This is a genomic window from Geothermobacter ehrlichii, from assembly GCF_008124615.1.
In the GTDB taxonomy this organism is placed as follows: domain Bacteria; phylum Desulfobacterota; class Desulfuromonadia; order Desulfuromonadales; family Geothermobacteraceae; genus Geothermobacter; species Geothermobacter ehrlichii.
Genome location: NZ_VNIB01000002.1, coordinates 161,049 through 177,210, shown reverse-complemented (window position 1 = coordinate 177,210; position 16,162 = coordinate 161,049). Strand labels below are relative to the sequence as shown.

The following is a 16,162-nucleotide window of genomic DNA, read 5'->3' as shown; positions in this document are numbered from 1 at the left end:
TTCTTATCGACCCGACTGGATCGACTCTTTAGCAGGGATACGGATTGGGGCGACCAGACGTACGGTGCCAGCCAATAGACGGCTCAGCCTTGCAGGAGAAATCAGATGAAACGAATCATTCCTTGCAGGTCCGGGAAAGCATGATCAACCCCTCGCGATCGAGAATATCGATGCGTTTGCCGGCGACCCGGATCAATCCTTCGTCGGAGAGGCGACGAAAGGTACGGGAAAGGGTTTCGCTGACCGTGCCGAGATTGGAGGCGAGCTGGGTCTTGGAAATTGGCAGTTCGACATGATCTGCGGAACAGGCCAGATCGAGCAGATAACGGGCGAGACGGGCGGGAACGTCCTTGAAGGTCAGTTCTTCGATCTGGGTGACGAACTGCCGCAGGAAACGTGACAGGCCACCGATCATGTTGAGTGCCAGCTGGTTGTGCCGGGCGAGCAGATCGAGAAAGGCGGTGCGCGGCAAAAAGAGCAGCTCCGACGTCGCCAGCGGCTCGGCGTAGGCCGGATAGCGTCCATCGCCGAAGATGGCCGCCTCGGCGAAAGACCAGCCGGGATGAATGATGTGCAGGATGCGCTCCTTGCCCTCGGGCGACAGCTTGTAGATCTTCACCTTGCCGCTGGCAACAATGAAGAAGCCTTCGGCTTCATCGCCGTCGGCGAAAAGGACTTCACCCCGGCGGGCTGTCCGCAACCGGGAAATCTCCGCCAGCCGGTCGAGATCCCCGTCACTGACGCCGGCGAAGAGGTAGCTCTGACGCAGCAGGTTCCGGATATCCATGCGGTGCTCCCCCGAAACGATTACTGGTAACCCTGATCCGGACCTTCACCCGGTTTGCGCAGGGCCATGATCAAAAGGGCGAAGGGGCCGAGCAGCAGACCGAGAACAACCCAGAGCGGGACGTTGAAATTCTTTCCCTTGGCCAGCGACGCCGCCGCGCAGCCAAAAGCGATCCACATCAGGACAAATTCCATGGCGCTATCATCCTTTCATTGCTGCCGTTGCCATTGCAGGTCGGTATAGATCAGCCGCAGCCGGTCGCCGCGGTGGATCAGACGCACATTCAGGTTCTGCCGGTGCCAGACAATCTCCTTCCGCCAGGAAGTGACATGGGTCTCTCCCCTTCCCATCTCGACCGTCAGCCGACGGACAATCCGTTCGACCAGCGGGCTGTTCGCCCCGGCCCGGTAACGAACCTCGATCTCGTACAGGCGGATGTCGCCATCCGCATTCCCGTCGGTCAGCCTCAGATAGAAGGTCGCCGGCTGGTCGAAATAGCGTCCGCGACAGTAGAAGGTCCGGGCGTCTTCGACCAGATAGCGCGGCTTGAAATGGGTCGATCTGTGCAACCAGCCTTCCGGAGCCAGGGGAATGTCGCGGTCGCGGGCCAGATCCCAGACTTGCTGCCGGGTCATTCCCGTCTGCCAGATGTCGACGGTCACCGCCGCAGCGGGTCCGGCCGTCAGAATCAATGCCGACAGCAACAGACCAAGAGTGAGAAAGCTTCCCAATCGCATCGCGCAAGTATGACCTTCTTCATGCCGGTCGGTCAACCTTCATCCTCCCCGGTCGAAGGGTAGAAAAACTGCCGCAGAACCTGCCTGACGGCCGCCACCGACAGGCTGTTGCCCAGCAGCTTCCAGCACTGGCGCAACGACATGCCGGCTGGAAAACGGAAATCGGCGGGAAAGTGCAGCAGCGCGGCAATCTCCATCGGGGCGAACCGTCGCACCCCAGGCCCGCAACGCAGGTAGGAGCCGGCATGCATCAGCGACTTGCCGTAGCCGGCGGTAAAGCAGGTGGTGTAGGCGTCGTCGGCGGCCGGTTCGAGAATCCTGAACCCGTTGCCGAACCTTTCGACGATCTCGGCCGGCAGCAGCAGCCGCGGATCGACGGCAGCCTCCGGCAAAAGATAGTCCGCCAGCGGCCGCATGGGCGGCCGGGCGACAGGATCCGGGGCGGCCAGAAAGGAACGACTGGCGGCCAGGTAGTAGCGCGGCCGCCGCATGGGAATGCCGAGTTCGGTCGGACAGAGGGTGCATTCGCGAATCCGGTAGCCGAGGTCCTGCAGGCACGCGAGCAGCATTCTGCGGGCACGCGAGCGGGCAAAACCGGTCACGTTTTCCAGCGCCAGGTTGCGAGGCCGCAGCTCGCCGGGCAACTGTCGCAGAATATCGAGCAGATGCATCAGGCTGCGCGCCCTGGGATCGTCGAGATCGGCACCGCGGCCGCGCACCGAATAGGGCTGACAGGGCGGAGAGAGCCACCAGAAATCGGCCGGCAGCGACGCCAGATCGTCCGGGGTAATCCGTTCGAGATTCCCGGTGCGGACCTCATGCTCCGGAAAGTTGTGCCGGTAGACCCCGATGGCGGAGAGGTTCTGATCGAAGGCGCACACCACCTCGACATCATGCCCCCGCACCGCTGCGGCGAAACCGCCGATACCACAGAAAAACTCCAGAGCCCGCACCTGCCTCGCCATCCTTCCGCCCTGCCGTAGCGGTTCGCGACAATGTCGCAGCGACGTTCACCGCAACAACCGGCGACATTGCGCGCCGACAAATCGAGCCACAAGCTAGCATAAATGTTCGGGTTTTGTCAGCACGAACCGGCATGGATCTTGGAAAAGGGCATCAGGTGCAGATCATAAAAAACAAGGAGGTGATGACGATGGCAAACTGGCATGAGCTGAAGGAAGGCGCCGAGAACATGCTGCATTCGGTCACTGAAGGCTGGCGGCAGATCATCGACCGGGCCTCCGGTGCCCTGACCCGTTACCTGCCCGGACTGAACCGTGAAGGGAAGGACGACGGCGAAGCGCGGGAAATCGCCCGCAGAAGCTCTGGCTGGGGCATGCTGGCGGCCGAAGTGTCGGAAACCGACAAAAAGGTCGTCGTGCGGCTGGAAGCGCCGGGACTCGAAGCGGACGAGATTGATATCCAGGTCATCGACAACACCCTGATCGTTCGCGGTGAAAAACGGCTGCAGCGCGAGCACACCGACGGCCGCTATCACATCATGGAATGTGCCTACGGACACTTCGAACGGGCCATCCCCCTGCCCGCCCGCATCGCCGCCGACAGGGCCGAAGCCAGCTATCGCAAGGGTGTCTTGCGCATCGAACTGCCGAAAAGCGACCAGCCGACCGGCAAGGTCATCCGGGTGCGCTAAGCAAACGGGCGACCCCACTGCGGGGTCGCCCGTGGACATCTCCGAAGACGAACTTTGTTCAACAACCTGAGGAAGCTTGGCGGACCAAGTCGTCAATTCCCTGATACCCGTCGGCTTCAAAACAGAGCTTTCGCGTCGCCTCGCCCCACTTTCTGCCCTCGGAAATCAGTTTCAGCAACAGCGTGGCATCATCAACAAAACGGCCGCCGAGCACGTGGACACCCCGCGCGAACAGAGGATCGGGAAAATAGCCGGCGGTCGGCCCGAGCACCGAAACATGCTCGGCATTCCGGCAGTGCGCAAGCACCTCGTCCAGGGTGTCGTTGAGAACCGTCGTTCCGGTGCACAGAATCTTGTTGCAGCCCTGAAGAGCACTGACATCGAGCGTCACTTGCAAATCGGGGAAGCGGTCAACCAGTTCCGCCTTCTTTTCGACGATGACCAGCTCCGCCCGGCTGTCGCGCATGTACCTGACCAGGGGCGGAAAGAAGCCGACCATGCCCACCCGGTCGCCCTCCGCGATGTTCATCAGTCCGAGCGAATCCGCCGCGTTTTCGGGCACCCGCCCGGTCACCCGCATCACATGCTGGCAGATGGCGTTGATGGCCGCCAGTCCCAGCATGTCGCGCACCGGATCGGAGGTGCCGAAAGCCTCGGCGTACTTCTCGGGACGGGTCCCGACGAACGACCGGGGCTGCAGGGTACGGTAATCGGCGACACTGTCATCGGGCAGCAGCAGGTAGCTTATGCCGCCGGCGCCGCCGTCGAGCGCCATGGCCATGAACCGGCAGGCGTCGGCGGCGCAGTCTCCGGGCTGACCGCTTTCGCCAACCGCGGGAAACACGATACCGGCAATCTTCGGAATCGAAAAACGGGCGGCAAGGCCCAGGGCCATCTCCCGCAATTCGGTCATGACACTCATCGCTGCACCTGCTCCTTTCGCCGGAAATCCCGCCTGTCCCGGCTCATCCGCCCACCCACCAGCGGTAGACAAACCTGCCGACCAGGCCAAGAACCAGAAGTTCGACAATGAACAGCCACAGGGCGAACTTTTTCTTGTCCGCCTTGCGCAACCTCTCTGGCAGCAGCCGGTCGAAGTCGGCGTTCATGTTCTCCCAGGCTTCCTGGAAAACGCTCTGCCGTCCGGACGGCTTCGCCGCCCGGCGTTTTCGGTTGCGGGACGTCATCGCTTCGCACCTGCCCTTTCGGAATGATGATTGCCGTTGCCGCCGGCGAAAGTGCCCGCGTCAGTCATGGTCCTGATCAGTGAGCTCATTGCCGGCGAAAATGTCTGCGTCAGTCATGGTAGCAATTTGTGACGCCGCGAAAAACCGAAAAAACATGGCGCGAACCGGTGTATTCCGCCGTTCACAGTCCCAGGATCCCGCCGTCCGGCCCGATATCGATCCGTTCGGCCAGCGGCCTTTCCGGCAGGCCGGGCATGCGCAGGATATCTCCGGTCAGCACCACCAGGAAACCAGCGCCGGCATTGACCTGCACCGCCCGCACGGTCACTTCGAAATCGCGCGGGCGTCCCTTGAGGGCCGGATTGTCGGACAGGGATGTCGGAGCCTTGGCGACACAGACCGGCAATCCGGCGTATCCGAGATCCTTCATCTGCCGCAAGTCGCGCTCCGCCTGGCGGGTAAAGGCGACATCGTCGGCCCCGTAGATTTCCCGACAGATGATGCGGATCTTTTCTTCCACCGGAGCCTCGAGGTCGTAGAGAGGAACAAAGGGCCGGTTCTTTTCGGCCACCGTCATCACCGCCCGGGCCAGCTCGCGGGCACCGCTGCCGCCTTGCTGGTAATGGCTGCAGACGGCACAGGCCACATGCCGTTCGTCACAGCATCGTCGCACCAGGGCAATCTCCTCATCACTGTCACTGTCAAAACGGTTCAGGGCGACCACCGGCTGCTTGTTGAACCTGCGCACATTCTCGATGTGCTTGTCGAGGTTGGCCAGACCGCGGGCAAGGGCCGCCGGGTCGGGCTGTTCGAGCCGATTCCCGGGTGCTCCGCCGTGCATCTTCAGCGCCCGTACCGTGGTCACCAGCACCACGGCCACCGGATCGAGCCCCGCCATCCGGCACTTGATATCGAAAAACTTCTCGGCCCCGAGGTCGAAACCGAAACCCGCTTCCGTAACGGCCCAGTCGGCATGATGCATGGCCATCCGGGTGGCGAGCAGACTGCTGCAGCCGTGAGCGATGTTGGCAAAGGGACCGCCGTGCACCAGGGCCGGTACGCCCTCGCCGGTCTGGACCAGATTGGGATGAATGGCATCACACAGCAGGGCGAGCATGGCGCCCGTCACCCGCAGCTGGCGGGCATGGACCGGGGCACCGTCCCAGGTGTAGGCCACCAGGATGTTGTCGAGCCGGCGGCGCAGATCGTCGATATCTCCGGCCAGACAGAGAATCGCCATCACCTCGGAGGCGGCGGTGATGTCAAAGCCGCCTTCCCGCGGAATGCCCTGCCCCGTGCCGCCGAGACCGACGACGATATGGCGCAGGCTGCGGTCGTTCATGTCCATCACCCGCCGCCAGACAACGCGGCGCGGGTCGATGCCGAGGGCGTTGCCATGGTAAATGTGATTGTCGATGACCGCCGAAAGGAGATTGTTGGCGCAGGTGACGGCGTGGAAATCACCGGTGAAGTGCAGGTTGATCCGCTCGGCCGGCACCAGCACACTGCGACCGCCGCCGGTGGCGCCTCCCTTCCGGCCGAGACAGGGCCCGAGCGACGCCTCGCGCAAAGCCAGGCAGACCGATTCCCCCAGTTGACTCAGGGCCTGGGCCAGACCGATGCTGGTGGTCGTCTTCCCCTCCCCGCTCGGAGTCGGCGTGGTGGCGGAGACCAGGACCAGCCGGCCCTTCCCGGTCGCAGGGCGTTCGAGCGCCCTGATATGCACCTTGGCGATCTGCCGGCCAAAGGGAAGCAGGTCTTCCGGATGAATCGCCAGTTTCTCGGCGATCCGGGCTATGGCGACTGGAACTGACATGGTCGGGACTCCCTCGACAGGGACTGCACACATGTCAAGTGTAACAGAGACCGCCGCCGAATCAGGCCCAGCACCCGGCATGCCTCGCCGGGGAGCATCCAGCGCCTGGCAATGGCGGGATATGGCGCAGAGTGAATCAAGAGCCTCCGAGCAGGTCCTCCAGGCAGCCGGCAACCCGGACAAAATACCCGTCCAGGTCCGCGTCGGCAAAAAACCTGTGCCCGGCCGGCGCCAAGTCCACCTTTCCCCTGTTCACCACCACCGTCATGGCGTCGCATCCGTACGGCAGCAACGATGCGGGCGCAACCTGAAGGGATGAGCCGAGAACCAGGAGCAGATCGCACTCCCGGACCATCCGCTCGGCGCGCTCGAATCCATTGACCATTTCACCAAAGAAGACGATGTCGGGCTTGAGGACGCCGTTGCAGGTCCGGCAATAGGCCACCGGCGGAGTGGGACTCTCCTGCATGGCCCGCTGCCACCAGGCGTAGTCGAGATCCCGCAGCCTGTCGCCACAGTCGAGACAGGTCGCCGACCCGTAGGAGCCGTGCAGCTCGACGACCCTGCGGCTGCCGGCCTGCTGGTGGAGCATGTCGATGTTCTGGGTGACGATCCCGGCCAGCTTCCCCGCGGATTCCAGATCGGCCAGAAAGCGGTGACTGAAGGTCGGCCGGACATCCCTGACCGTGGCGACAAAGTCGCGGGAGAATTCGTAGAAGTCTTGTGGCTCGTTCAGAAATCCGCCGATCTCGAAAACTTTTTCCGGATCATAGCGCCGGGTGACATAGAGCCCCCGTGGGCCACGAAAGTCAGGGATGCCGGCGGCGGTGGAAATCCCGGCCCCGGTCAGGGCCACGATGGCGGCGGCGCCGCGAATCAGTCCGGCGCATTCTGCGGGCGAGATCTTCTGCATGACGGAAAAAACTATCGGGAAATTTTCGCCATCTTCTCTCGAACCCGGGTCACCGGCAGGACCGCAAGTGCAAGAACGCGTCAACTGGCAGTCTCGGGCAACGGGTAGAAGAGTTTCCCCTCCGCAAGTATCTTCTCCTTCAGCGGAGACGACGGCAGACAGTCCCAGTGTAAAAGATCGATCTTGAACACAACCGGCAAAGCGTCGATCTCGTTCCAGAGCCTGGAAAAATCCCGGTCACTCAGATCCGGGGCAAAAACCGCCAGGTCAAAATCCGAACCGGGACGGGCAACGCCCTTGGCGCGCGAGCCGAAGATGAGAACCTTCTGGATTTGCGGGTAACGGCTGAATATGGCGTGAAAATCGGCGTAGTGCCGCGCGGCCAGACCGAAGATCAATCGTCGATCGTCCATGTCCGACTCTTTTCGGCAAGAGCAGTGAACAGGCCCAGCCCGGTTTCCCGGATGAAGGAATAGACCTCCTCGGCCAACTGTTCATTATAGGTGTGACTGGTGAGGTTGCGCATTTTCTGCATGTCCGACCAAAGGTTGCCGTCGGCAATCAGGCCGGCGTTGTACGCCTCGCGAAAGGTATCGCGCGGATTCTGCACATCGACACCGAGATAGTTCAGCCAGATGTTGAGAGTCTTCCAGGCCAGTTCCCAGCAGAACTCGAACCGCTGGATCACGGAATCGCGCACAATGGGGTCAGACGGCAGCCGGCAGGCTTCATCCAGCCGTGCTACCGCGGCCTGAAAATCCTTCTTGCGCTCCTCGAGCCGGTTGCGATCCATCTTATCCTCCCCAGCGTAGACTATCAGGGATGTTGCGGGACATCAAGAATCCCCATCAGACAGAATTTGTCCATGTCGGACCCACTAAACATATTTTTCTGCACAGTATGTCGGATTTGGCAAATCTTCTCGCAGACTGACATTCCCCAAAAACTGTGAACAGTCCAAAAAGCTGCTACAGCAGCGTAAGGATGACAGACATGAGTTCAAAGTCAAAGCGACAAAACCACCGCAACCCACTGCCACCAAAAGAAAAACGAACCGCCCGACATACCATCTACGGCAATCGGGCTGGTTCGTTTTAATTCTGGTGGAGACGGCTGGAATCGCCCACTACGGTCAGAGACTCCTACCCTTCCCCGCAACGCCCCTTCCACTCGACCAACCACTGCTGATCAAAAATGCTTCCGGGAAAAGGCCCTTCCCGAATGGCTTTTCAGGTAACGTTCAAAGGCGACGGCTTTTTCGCGGGACCGGAATGCAATCGCGGTCTCAATCTGCCAGGGACGATACTTGGAGGTATGGGGAACTTGCCCTGAGTTGTGGGCGGCAAGACGGGCTTCAAGGTTTTTCGTCAGCCCAACGTAATGGCGTTCGGCGCAAGCGAGACTTGTCAGAATATAAACGTAATGAAATGTCTCTTCCATGACCATTTCAAAACAGCCCGGCGTCACCCCGATAAGTCAGGCCTGCCAAAGCGAAGCCCCGCAAGCTGTGCTTGCGGGTACAGGCGTATAGGGCGTGAACGTTTTGCCCGGCTTCGCATTCCATGCTTCGCCGTGACAGTCTTCCCCTGNNNNAGGCGAAGCCCCGCAAGCTGTGCTTGCGGGTACAGGCGTATAGGGCGTGAACGTTTTGCCCGGCTTCGCATTCCATGCTTCGCCGTGACAGTCTTCCCCTGCGGGTTTGCCTCAGCAAATCAGGCTTGCCAAGGCGAAGCCCCGCAAGCTGTGCTTGCGGGTACAGGCGTATAGGGCGTGAACGTTTTGCCCGGCTTCGCATTCCATGCTTCGCCGTGACAGTCTTCCCCTGCGGGTTCGCCTCGGCAATCAGGCTTGCCAAGGCGAAGCCCCGCAAGCTGTGCTTGCGGGGCGAAGACTGGTGGAGGTGGCGGGAATCGAACCCGCGTCCGAAAATCTTCCACATAAGGCGTCTACATGCTTAGTTCGTGTTTTGTCTTCACCCTCGGAACTCCCACGAACAGGATTTCCTTCGGGGTAGCCTGCTGAAGTTTCGCCGCCGCGTCACAGGCCTCCGCGACGACTAGCCCGCTGATTTGACGTCTCCAGCCCTACACGGGCGATAGGTCAGGAGACGTGGCTGCGCAAATTAGGCAGCCAGAGCGTAACGAACGTCGTTGTCGGCGTTTGTTTTGTTTGGGCTTTTTTACGGAGCCAGCCCACTCCGGCATGCAACCTTAGCTTCCGATCCCCGTCGAAACCATGTCACCCCCTTGAAATCGGGTGCCAGGTGTCAGGCGCTTACGCGCCAGGAAAAATCGAAAACAAGAACCTGAAAATCCTTCATGGATTTCCAGCTATCTCATTATGCCACAAAGCTTTTTAGAAAGCGACTCTTTTTTCAGTAGCCCTTCTTTCTCATCGCCCGCTCCATTTCGCGGGCATCCTGCTTGCGCTTCAGGGTCTCACGCTTGTCGTAGAGTTTCTTGCCGCGGGCAACGCCGATTTCCAGCTTGGCCCGCCCGTCCTTGAAATAGACCCGGGTCGGAATCAGGGCGTAGCCCTTTTCGTCAACCTTCTTGGCCAGCTTGCGGATCTCTTCGGCGTGCAGCAGCAGCTTGCGCGACCGCAGAGGCTCGTGATTCTCCCGGTTGCCGAAATCATAGGGGCTGATATGCATGTTCTCGACGAAAATCTCGCCGTTTCTGATCCGGCAGTAGCTGTCGCGCAGGTTGCAGGCCGACGCCCGCAGGGACTTGACTTCGGTCCCCTGCAGCACCATGCCGGCCTCGATGGTCTCGTCGATGAAGTAGTCGTGGTAGGCCTTCTTGTTGTTGGCGACGACCTTAATGCCCATGTCCGCTCTCTCCAGGGGTCCCGTCCGTATCATCGACCCGCCCGACGACGCGCGGCAGATAGCGCTCCTTTTCCAGTCCGCGGCTGCGCAGGCGCACTCCGACAAAGGCCAGCAGCATGCCGGTAATGCCGAAAACGGCGGTCACCAGTTCGACATCGGCCCCGGGGAGCAGGCGCGGCGCCAGGCTGTTGCCGACGGCGGCGCAGAAGACCAGGGCCACCAGGGGAACGATATAGACCAGAAAGGACGAACGCAGAAAGGCTTCGCTGCTGATGGCAACCCGCACCCTTTCGCCGACCCTGGCGTCGATGAGATTGCGCGCCTCGACCAGCCGTTCGGCCTGATCGTGGCCGGCATGGCAGGCCGCCCTGGCCTCGCAGTGCTTGCAGGCGCTGCTCTTGACGCAACGGACGACGACGATGCCGTCCGGCCGGCTTTCGATGACGATGCCTGTTTCCTGAATCATCTTTGCCCTTCCCTTCCCCGGCATCCGGGGCGGACGGCATTATAACCGAAACATTGCCGATGTGGAGGAAAAAGAGGCACCCACGACAGGGAATCACGGCAGCCCGCGTGGAATCACGCTTCGTCAGGCGTCGCTTTCCGGCTGCAGTCTCGCCTTGCCATGCAGATAGAGCTGGCGCACCCGTACCCGCTCGCCATCGCAGACCAGAGCCGCGACCAGGTCGCGGCTCCCCGTGCCATCGGGCGCCGCAACCACCTGGAAGTGCGCCCCCTTCCCCGGCTCGAGAGTTCCCGCAACCCGGTCCAGTCCGAGCATTCCGGCGCCGCCGGCGGTAGCCATGTGGAGAATCTCGGCGGGAGCCAGTTCGCGTCCATAGATACGGGCGGTGGCGGCCATTTCGTCCCAGACGGAAAGACTGTCGCAGGAAGCGAGGCTGTCGGTGCCCAAAGCGAGGGGAATCCCCGCCTGACGGTAGAGGTCGACCGGCGCCCGTCCGACGCCGAGCCGCTCGTTGGAGCGGGGGCAGAGGACAACGCCGCAGCCGTGCCGGCGGATTCGCGCCACATCCTCCTTGTCGACCTGAACCCCGTGCACCAGCAGCAGTCCCGGCCGCAACAGGCCGCACGACTCGAGCCAGGCGATCACGGACAGTCCGCAGCCGCCATCGAGATAGTCTTCCCAGCCGGCCAGGGGATAGATCCGCTCGGCCAGCTCGCCATCGCCGCTGCGAACCAGCCGGCTCTCGGCTGCGGACTCGGCGGCGTGAATGCTGGCCGGACAGCCGTGCTGCGCAATGCTGTCGGCCGCCAGTTCGAGAGTCCGGCAACCGAGGGTGTAGGGCGAATGGGGCGAAAGGCCGGTATTCAGGTGCTGCGCCGGCCGCCGCGCCAGAAAAGACGAAGTCCGCTCGAGCTGCTGCCGGAAAAGTTGCGGCTCCTGCCCGAGAAGTTCGGCGAAAACCGTCCCCAGAAGCGGCGTGTGCAGGTAGGCGTCGACGGCGGAAGTGACCGACAGGATGTCGCCGATCACGCCGGTCCCTGCCTCCAGACACAGGTCAAGACCGCGGCGAATCGAAGTCGGGAAAACATCGGCCGGCTGCTGCCGCTTGACGATGATGACCCGCAGCAGCCAGTCGACGAAGCCGCCCTCCGGCAGATGTCCCTCGCCCGCCTCCATCCAGACTGGCAGGTCGGTCAGCTCGAGGTGGGTGTGGGCATTGGCCATGGGCGGCAGCAGAACGCTCTCCCCGAAGTCGACCACCTCGGCACCGGCGGTTTGGGCCACGATCTCGTCGAACCGACCGACGGCGGCAATCCGCTCCCCCTCGACCAGCAGGGCGCCGCCCTCGACAGGAGGGGAAGCGACGGGAACCAGGTATCGGGCGGTGTAGATGTGCGCCACGGTCTGTCTCCGGCTTCAGGGACGCGGCGACGGATCGGCACCGAGAATCTGCGCCAGGTACGCCAGCAGCTGCCGGATTTCTTCGCGGCCGGCAATCCGGCACTGTTCCTGAAGGATGGCGTCGATGATCTCCTCGGTGGTCAGCGGGTTGGCGAGAACGACCCGAAAGACGGTCAGCGACTGCCGCTCGTAGCGGGCCGACTGCAGGGTGGTCCGGGAGACGAAGGTCTTGCCCGCCTCCCGCTGTTCCTTCTGGATCAGCCGGGTGATCCGGTCGAGAACGGCATTGGCCTGCCTGCACGTTTCGGCATCGGCCCTGGCCATCGCCGCTTGCGCCCAGGCCGGAACGTAGCGATAGGTCAGGATGTTCAGCTCCGGCTCGGTCATCAGCTCGAAATCCGGATGCCGCCGCACCTTGCCGGCAAAGAGCCGGGCCCGCTCGATGCCGAGATCGATGAGCAGTTCGTACCCCTTGCGGCCCATGATCGACAACCCGGCATGCACCAGCATCGCCTTGCCGGGACGCGAGCCTTCGAGGGTATGGCTGCCCAGGTCCTTGGAACCCTGCCGCAGGATGTAGGCGGCGTGATGCTCGATGGCGCGCAGCGCCGCCGGATCACGGAACAGCACCATCCCCGCTCCCATCGGCACGTAGAGCTGCTTGTGGGCGTCAAGAGTCACCGAATCGGCGCGCTCGATGCCGCGCAGAAGATGCCGGTGCCGCTCGGAGAAGAGGGTCGGACCGCCCCAGGCGGCGTCGACATGAAAATGACAACCCTGTTCGACCGCGATGTCGGCCAGTTCGTCGAGAGGATCGACATTGCCGGTTTCGGTGGTACCGGCGATGCCGACAATGGCCAGCGGCCGGATGCCCTCGTCGCGCAGGCGCGCCAGTTCGCTGCACAGGGCCGCCGGATCCATGCGGTTGTTGTCGTCGGTTTCGACCCGGACGAGGTTGTCGCGCCCCAGCCCGATCAGGTCGACCGCCTTGCCCAGCGAATAGTGTCCACGCCGGGAAACCAGCACCGCAAGTCCCCGGCAGCCGAGATGCTCCAGGGCACGCAGATAGCCCTCGCGAGCGATCCCCCGAAAGTCGCCCGACGGCGCGCAAAGGATGTTCCGAGCCGTCCACAGGGCGGTGATGTTGGCGATGGTTCCGCCGGAGCAAAAGGCGCCGAGGGCGTGGGTGCTGTCGTGCATCCAGCGCCGATAGAAATCGTCATCCCGGGCATAGACCAGCCGGTGCAGCATGGCCAGCACCTGCCGCTCCATGGGCGTGAACGCCTTCGAGGTTTCGACCTTGACCAGGTTCTGGTTCAGCGCCGTCATGATGCGCGACAGCGGCAGCATGAAGTACGGCAGGGCCGAGGTCATGTGCCCGACAAACCCGGGCGCCGCCGTGTGCACCGAATGGGCGACCAGCTTCTCCTTGATGAACTCGGTGTAGTCGGAGACGTAGGCCGGTTCCTCGGGAATTTCCGGATCGGCGAAGTCCTTTTCGATATCCTCCAGGCTCCGCTCCAGGGCGACGATGTGCGCCTGCAGAAAACCGGCGACATCGCGGGTGATGGCCTGGTCGATGGCCCCCAGGGTCGAGTCGGGAGCCTCGGGGATGGTGAAGATGCGGTAGAGATTTTCCAGGTTGGCCTTGGCGGCCTCTTTCGGTGTCATGACGAAAACCTGTGTCTGTCCGCCGTCCGTCCGTTCAGTCCGTCGGCAGAAGATAGCCGTTGTCGATCAGACGCGTCTTGCCGACAAAAACCGCCAGCAACAGAACGGAATCGGCATCGACGGTCCGTTGCCGTTCGAGCGTCGCCTGATGGCAGATCTCAACATAGTCGATACGGGTTTCCGGCTCGGCCTCGATCATCGCCCGCAGGCTTTCGACAATCCCGGCAGAGTCCGTCCGGCCGCCAGCCACCAGCCGCCGCGCCTCGCACAGGGCGCGATAGAGGACCAGGGCCTGACGGCGCTGTTCGTCGGTGAGGTAGACATTGCGCGAGCTCATGGCCAGCCCGTCCGGTTCGCGCACAATCGGCATGCCGACGATCTCGACCGGCAGGTTCAGATCGGCTGTCATGCGCCGGATGACGGCCAGCTGCTGAAAGTCCTTCTGGCCGAACAGGGCGACATGCGGCTGGACGATGGTGAACAGCTTGGTCACCACGGTGGTTACGCCGCGAAAATGACCCGGACGGCTGGCGCCGCACAGAACCGAGGTCATGGCCCCCTCGACATCGACAAAGGTCTGGTAGCCGCGCGGATACATGTCAGCCGCCTCGGGAGCGAAGATCAGGTCGACACCGACGTCGCGCGCCAGGGCCGCATCCCGCTCGAGATCGCGCGGATAGCTGTCAAAATCCTCGTTCTGGCCGAACTGGGTCGGATTGACGAAGATGGAAAGGACCAGCAGGTCGCCCCGCCTGCGCCCCTCGCGCAGCAGCGACAGGTGCCCCTCGTGCAGCCAGCCCATGGTCGGAACAAAGGCGATGCGCTTTCCGGCCTGGCGGGCCGTCAGGCAGCGCTGTTGCATCTGTTGAACGGAACGGATGATTTGCATAACTCAGGATCGTGGCATCAGGCTCCAGGCCCCGGACAAAACCAGATGCGAAAGACGCTGCTGCCCAACGCCTAACGCCCGGTGCCTGGCACCTGGAATCATTTGAAACTGTGCTCCTCGGTGGGGAAAGCCCCCTTCTTCACCTCGTCGATGTAGTCGCGAATGCCGCCGCGGATCACGCCGGCGGCGTCGGCATAGCGCTTGACGAACTTGGGCGAATATTTTTCGCACAGGCCGAGGATATCATGAATCACCAGCACCTGTCCGTCGCAGTCGGGACCGGCGCCGATGCCGATGGTGGGAATGGACAGCTCGCGGGTGATGCGGGAGGCCAGGGACGCGGGAATGGCCTCGAGGACGATGGCGCAGGCGCCGGCCTGCTCCACGGCGCGGGCGTCGGCCAGCAGCTGTTCGGCCTGGGCTTCCTGGCGGCCCTGCACCTTGTATCCGCCCATGCGGTGCACCGACTGGGGGGTCAGGCCGATGTGCCCGACCACCGGAATATCGATGTCGACCAGGGCGCGGATGGTTTCCGCCATGTTCGTCCCCCCTTCCAGCTTGACCGCCTGGGCGCCCCCTTCCTTGATCAGGCGACCGGCGTTGCGCCGGGCCTCGGCCAGATCGACCTGGTACGAAAGGAAGGGCATGTCGGCCACCACCATCGCCGAAGCGACGCCGCGCACCACGGCACGGGTGTGATAGACCATTTCGTCCATGGTGACCGGCAGGGTGTTGTCATAACCGGAAACAACCGAGCCGACGGAATCGCCGACCAGGATGACATCGATCCCCTCGTCGTCCATCAGCCGGGCGAAGGGATAGTCGTAGGCGGTCAGAACGGCGATCTTTTCGCCGGCATCCTTCATGCGTTGCAGATCGAGAATGGTTTTCTTCTTTCCCATCGTTTGCGACTCCATAAATGAAAACTGCGCCGATCGGGCGGGCCGAAAGACGCAGGTCGCTCTTCCACGCAAGGCGCGGATACCATGGCGATCGCCTTCCGTCCCGGTCCGAAGATCCAGGCGGTATGCCCACACAGAACAACCCCGCAACATGGTCGACTCCGGTTCGCGTTCCGGGCCTGTTGCGGAGCTGTTCCCCGGTCCGGCGGTGCCGCCGTTCCGGAATTAAAAAAGCGTTTTAGCGTATACCATACCCCCCCCGGCAGGTCCAGCATAAATTGCCGGCCGCTGGCGGCAAAAATTTCACTTTCCGTCCTCCAGCCTGAGTCCGTCACGATAGGCGTCGGCGACATGCCCGCCAAGCGACCAGTATTCGCGGATGCCGCCGAGATAGACCAGGGGATCGAAAGCGGCGACGGACATGCCGCCGTCCTCGGCGAAGGCCTGCTCGGCGGCGTGGATCTGCACGATTTCACCGAGCATCAGCCGGTAATCGCCCAGCTCGACCTCCCGGACCAGGCGGCATTCGACATTGAGCGGGCACTCTCCGACCAGCGGCGCCGCCACCTGTTCGGCCGGCACCAGGGTCAGCCCGGTGACCACGGCCTTGTCCCGGTCGCGGCCGGAACGGATGCCGCAGAAATCGGCGGCCACCGCCAGCGAGACGGGCACCATGTTGACGACGAAACAGCCGGTCTGCCGGATCTGCTCGTAAGTCAGCCGCGAACGGTTGAGGGAAATCGCCATGGTCGGCGGCGTCTTGCTGACGATACCGGCCCAGGACGCGGTCATCAGGTTGACCTTTCCTGCGGTGTCGACCGAAGTGACCAGTGTCGTCGGTTGCGGAAAGAAGGTGACGCAGGGACCGAGTTTTCTCTTTTTCATCATGATGCAAGCCATTCCTTTCGA

19 protein-coding genes and 1 other RNA gene are annotated in these 16,162 nt (G+C 62.6%); 1 reads left to right on the top strand and 19 read right to left on the bottom strand.

What is annotated here, in order from left to right; translation table 11 throughout:
* Positions 1-115: 115 nt before the first annotated feature.
* The 4 genes from EDC39_RS03520 to EDC39_RS03510 are packed head-to-tail and all read right to left on the bottom strand — an operon-like array spanning position 116 to position 2,489.
* On the bottom strand, positions 116-787 hold the full coding sequence (locus EDC39_RS03520) for a Crp/Fnr family transcriptional regulator (RefSeq protein ID WP_148894946.1): 672 nt from the start codon (positions 785-787) through the stop codon (positions 116-118).
* A 20-nt stretch (positions 788-807) separates the two neighbouring features.
* Positions 808-981 carry a hypothetical protein gene (locus EDC39_RS15265; RefSeq protein WP_187426627.1) on the bottom strand — a complete coding sequence of 58 codons (174 nt, stop codon included), beginning with the start codon at positions 979-981 and terminating at the stop codon, positions 808-810.
* Positions 982-996: 15 nt separating this feature from the next.
* A complete protein-coding gene (locus tag EDC39_RS03515) occupies positions 997-1,524 on the bottom strand; it encodes a hypothetical protein (protein ID WP_148894944.1) in 528 nt (175 codons plus the stop codon).
* Positions 1,525-1,556: 32 nt separating this feature from the next.
* The gene (locus tag EDC39_RS03510) at positions 1,557-2,489 is read right to left on the bottom strand and encodes a DNA cytosine methyltransferase (RefSeq protein WP_246140165.1); all 933 of its coding nucleotides are present in this window, start codon (positions 2,487-2,489) and stop codon (positions 1,557-1,559) included.
* 188 nt (positions 2,490-2,677) lie between these two features.
* Between EDC39_RS03510 and EDC39_RS03505 the strand changes: the two genes are divergently transcribed.
* Positions 2,678-3,178: an Hsp20/alpha crystallin family protein gene (locus EDC39_RS03505; protein ID WP_148894942.1), complete on the top strand. Its 501-nt coding sequence runs from the start codon at positions 2,678-2,680 to the stop codon at positions 3,176-3,178.
* A gap of 58 nt (positions 3,179-3,236) precedes the next feature.
* Here the strand turns inward: EDC39_RS03505 and EDC39_RS03500 are convergent, their stop codons facing one another.
* The 15 genes from EDC39_RS03500 to EDC39_RS03430 form a co-directional block, all read right to left on the bottom strand.
* Complete coding sequence (locus tag EDC39_RS03500) at positions 3,237-4,100, bottom strand: Rossmann-like domain-containing protein (protein ID WP_148894940.1); 864 nt, start codon at positions 4,098-4,100, stop codon at positions 3,237-3,239.
* Between the two features lie 43 nt (positions 4,101-4,143).
* Positions 4,144-4,365 carry a hypothetical protein gene (locus tag EDC39_RS03495; RefSeq protein ID WP_148894939.1) on the bottom strand — a complete coding sequence of 74 codons (222 nt, stop codon included), beginning with the start codon at positions 4,363-4,365 and terminating at the stop codon, positions 4,144-4,146.
* 181 nt (positions 4,366-4,546) lie between these two features.
* Positions 4,547-6,181, bottom strand: coding sequence for a formate--tetrahydrofolate ligase (locus tag EDC39_RS03490; RefSeq protein ID WP_148894937.1), 1,635 nt, complete (start codon positions 6,179-6,181; stop codon positions 4,547-4,549).
* A gap of 136 nt (positions 6,182-6,317) precedes the next feature.
* Positions 6,318-7,094, bottom strand: coding sequence for an SIR2 family NAD-dependent protein deacylase (locus tag EDC39_RS03485; RefSeq protein ID WP_148894935.1), 777 nt, complete (start codon positions 7,092-7,094; stop codon positions 6,318-6,320).
* Positions 7,095-7,174: 80 nt separating this feature from the next.
* A complete protein-coding gene (locus tag EDC39_RS03480; protein WP_148894933.1) occupies positions 7,175-7,507 on the bottom strand; it encodes a nucleotidyltransferase domain-containing protein in 333 nt (110 codons plus the stop codon).
* The gene (locus EDC39_RS03475) at positions 7,489-7,887 is read right to left on the bottom strand and encodes a nucleotidyltransferase substrate binding protein (RefSeq protein WP_148894931.1); all 399 of its coding nucleotides are present in this window, start codon (positions 7,885-7,887) and stop codon (positions 7,489-7,491) included. Before EDC39_RS03475 ends, EDC39_RS03480 begins: the two co-directional genes overlap by 19 nt.
* 395 nt (positions 7,888-8,282) lie before the next feature.
* A complete protein-coding gene (locus tag EDC39_RS03470; RefSeq protein WP_148894929.1) occupies positions 8,283-8,534 on the bottom strand; it encodes a GIY-YIG nuclease family protein in 252 nt (83 codons plus the stop codon).
* Between the two features lie 452 nt (positions 8,535-8,986).
* Positions 8,987-9,340: a transfer-messenger RNA gene (ssrA, locus tag EDC39_RS03465) on the bottom strand.
* Positions 9,341-9,468: 128 nt separating this feature from the next.
* On the bottom strand, positions 9,469-9,924 hold the full coding sequence (smpB, locus tag EDC39_RS03460) for an SsrA-binding protein SmpB (RefSeq protein ID WP_148894927.1): 456 nt from the start codon (positions 9,922-9,924) through the stop codon (positions 9,469-9,471).
* Positions 9,914-10,390: a SoxR reducing system RseC family protein gene (locus EDC39_RS03455; protein ID WP_187426626.1), complete on the bottom strand. Its 477-nt coding sequence runs from the start codon at positions 10,388-10,390 to the stop codon at positions 9,914-9,916. The genes smpB and EDC39_RS03455 overlap by 11 nt, the downstream gene beginning before the upstream one ends.
* Before the next feature lie 123 nt (positions 10,391-10,513).
* Entirely contained in the window at positions 10,514-11,791 is a 1,278-nt protein-coding gene (locus tag EDC39_RS03450) for an amidohydrolase family protein (RefSeq protein ID WP_148894923.1), read from the bottom strand.
* Between the two features lie 15 nt (positions 11,792-11,806).
* The gene (panP, locus tag EDC39_RS03445; protein WP_148894921.1) at positions 11,807-13,462 is read right to left on the bottom strand and encodes a pyridoxal-dependent aspartate 1-decarboxylase PanP; all 1,656 of its coding nucleotides are present in this window, start codon (positions 13,460-13,462) and stop codon (positions 11,807-11,809) included.
* Positions 13,463-13,496: 34 nt separating this feature from the next.
* Positions 13,497-14,351 carry a pantoate--beta-alanine ligase gene (panC, locus tag EDC39_RS03440; RefSeq protein ID WP_148894919.1) on the bottom strand — a complete coding sequence of 285 codons (855 nt, stop codon included), beginning with the start codon at positions 14,349-14,351 and terminating at the stop codon, positions 13,497-13,499.
* A gap of 98 nt (positions 14,352-14,449) precedes the next feature.
* Positions 14,450-15,253, bottom strand: a complete 804-nt coding sequence (gene panB, locus EDC39_RS03435) for a 3-methyl-2-oxobutanoate hydroxymethyltransferase (RefSeq protein ID WP_148894918.1) — start codon at positions 15,251-15,253, stop codon at positions 14,450-14,452.
* 303 nt (positions 15,254-15,556) lie between these two features.
* Positions 15,557-16,141, bottom strand: coding sequence for a flavin reductase family protein (locus tag EDC39_RS03430; RefSeq protein ID WP_187426625.1), 585 nt, complete (start codon positions 16,139-16,141; stop codon positions 15,557-15,559).
* Positions 16,142-16,162: the final 21 nt, after the last annotated feature.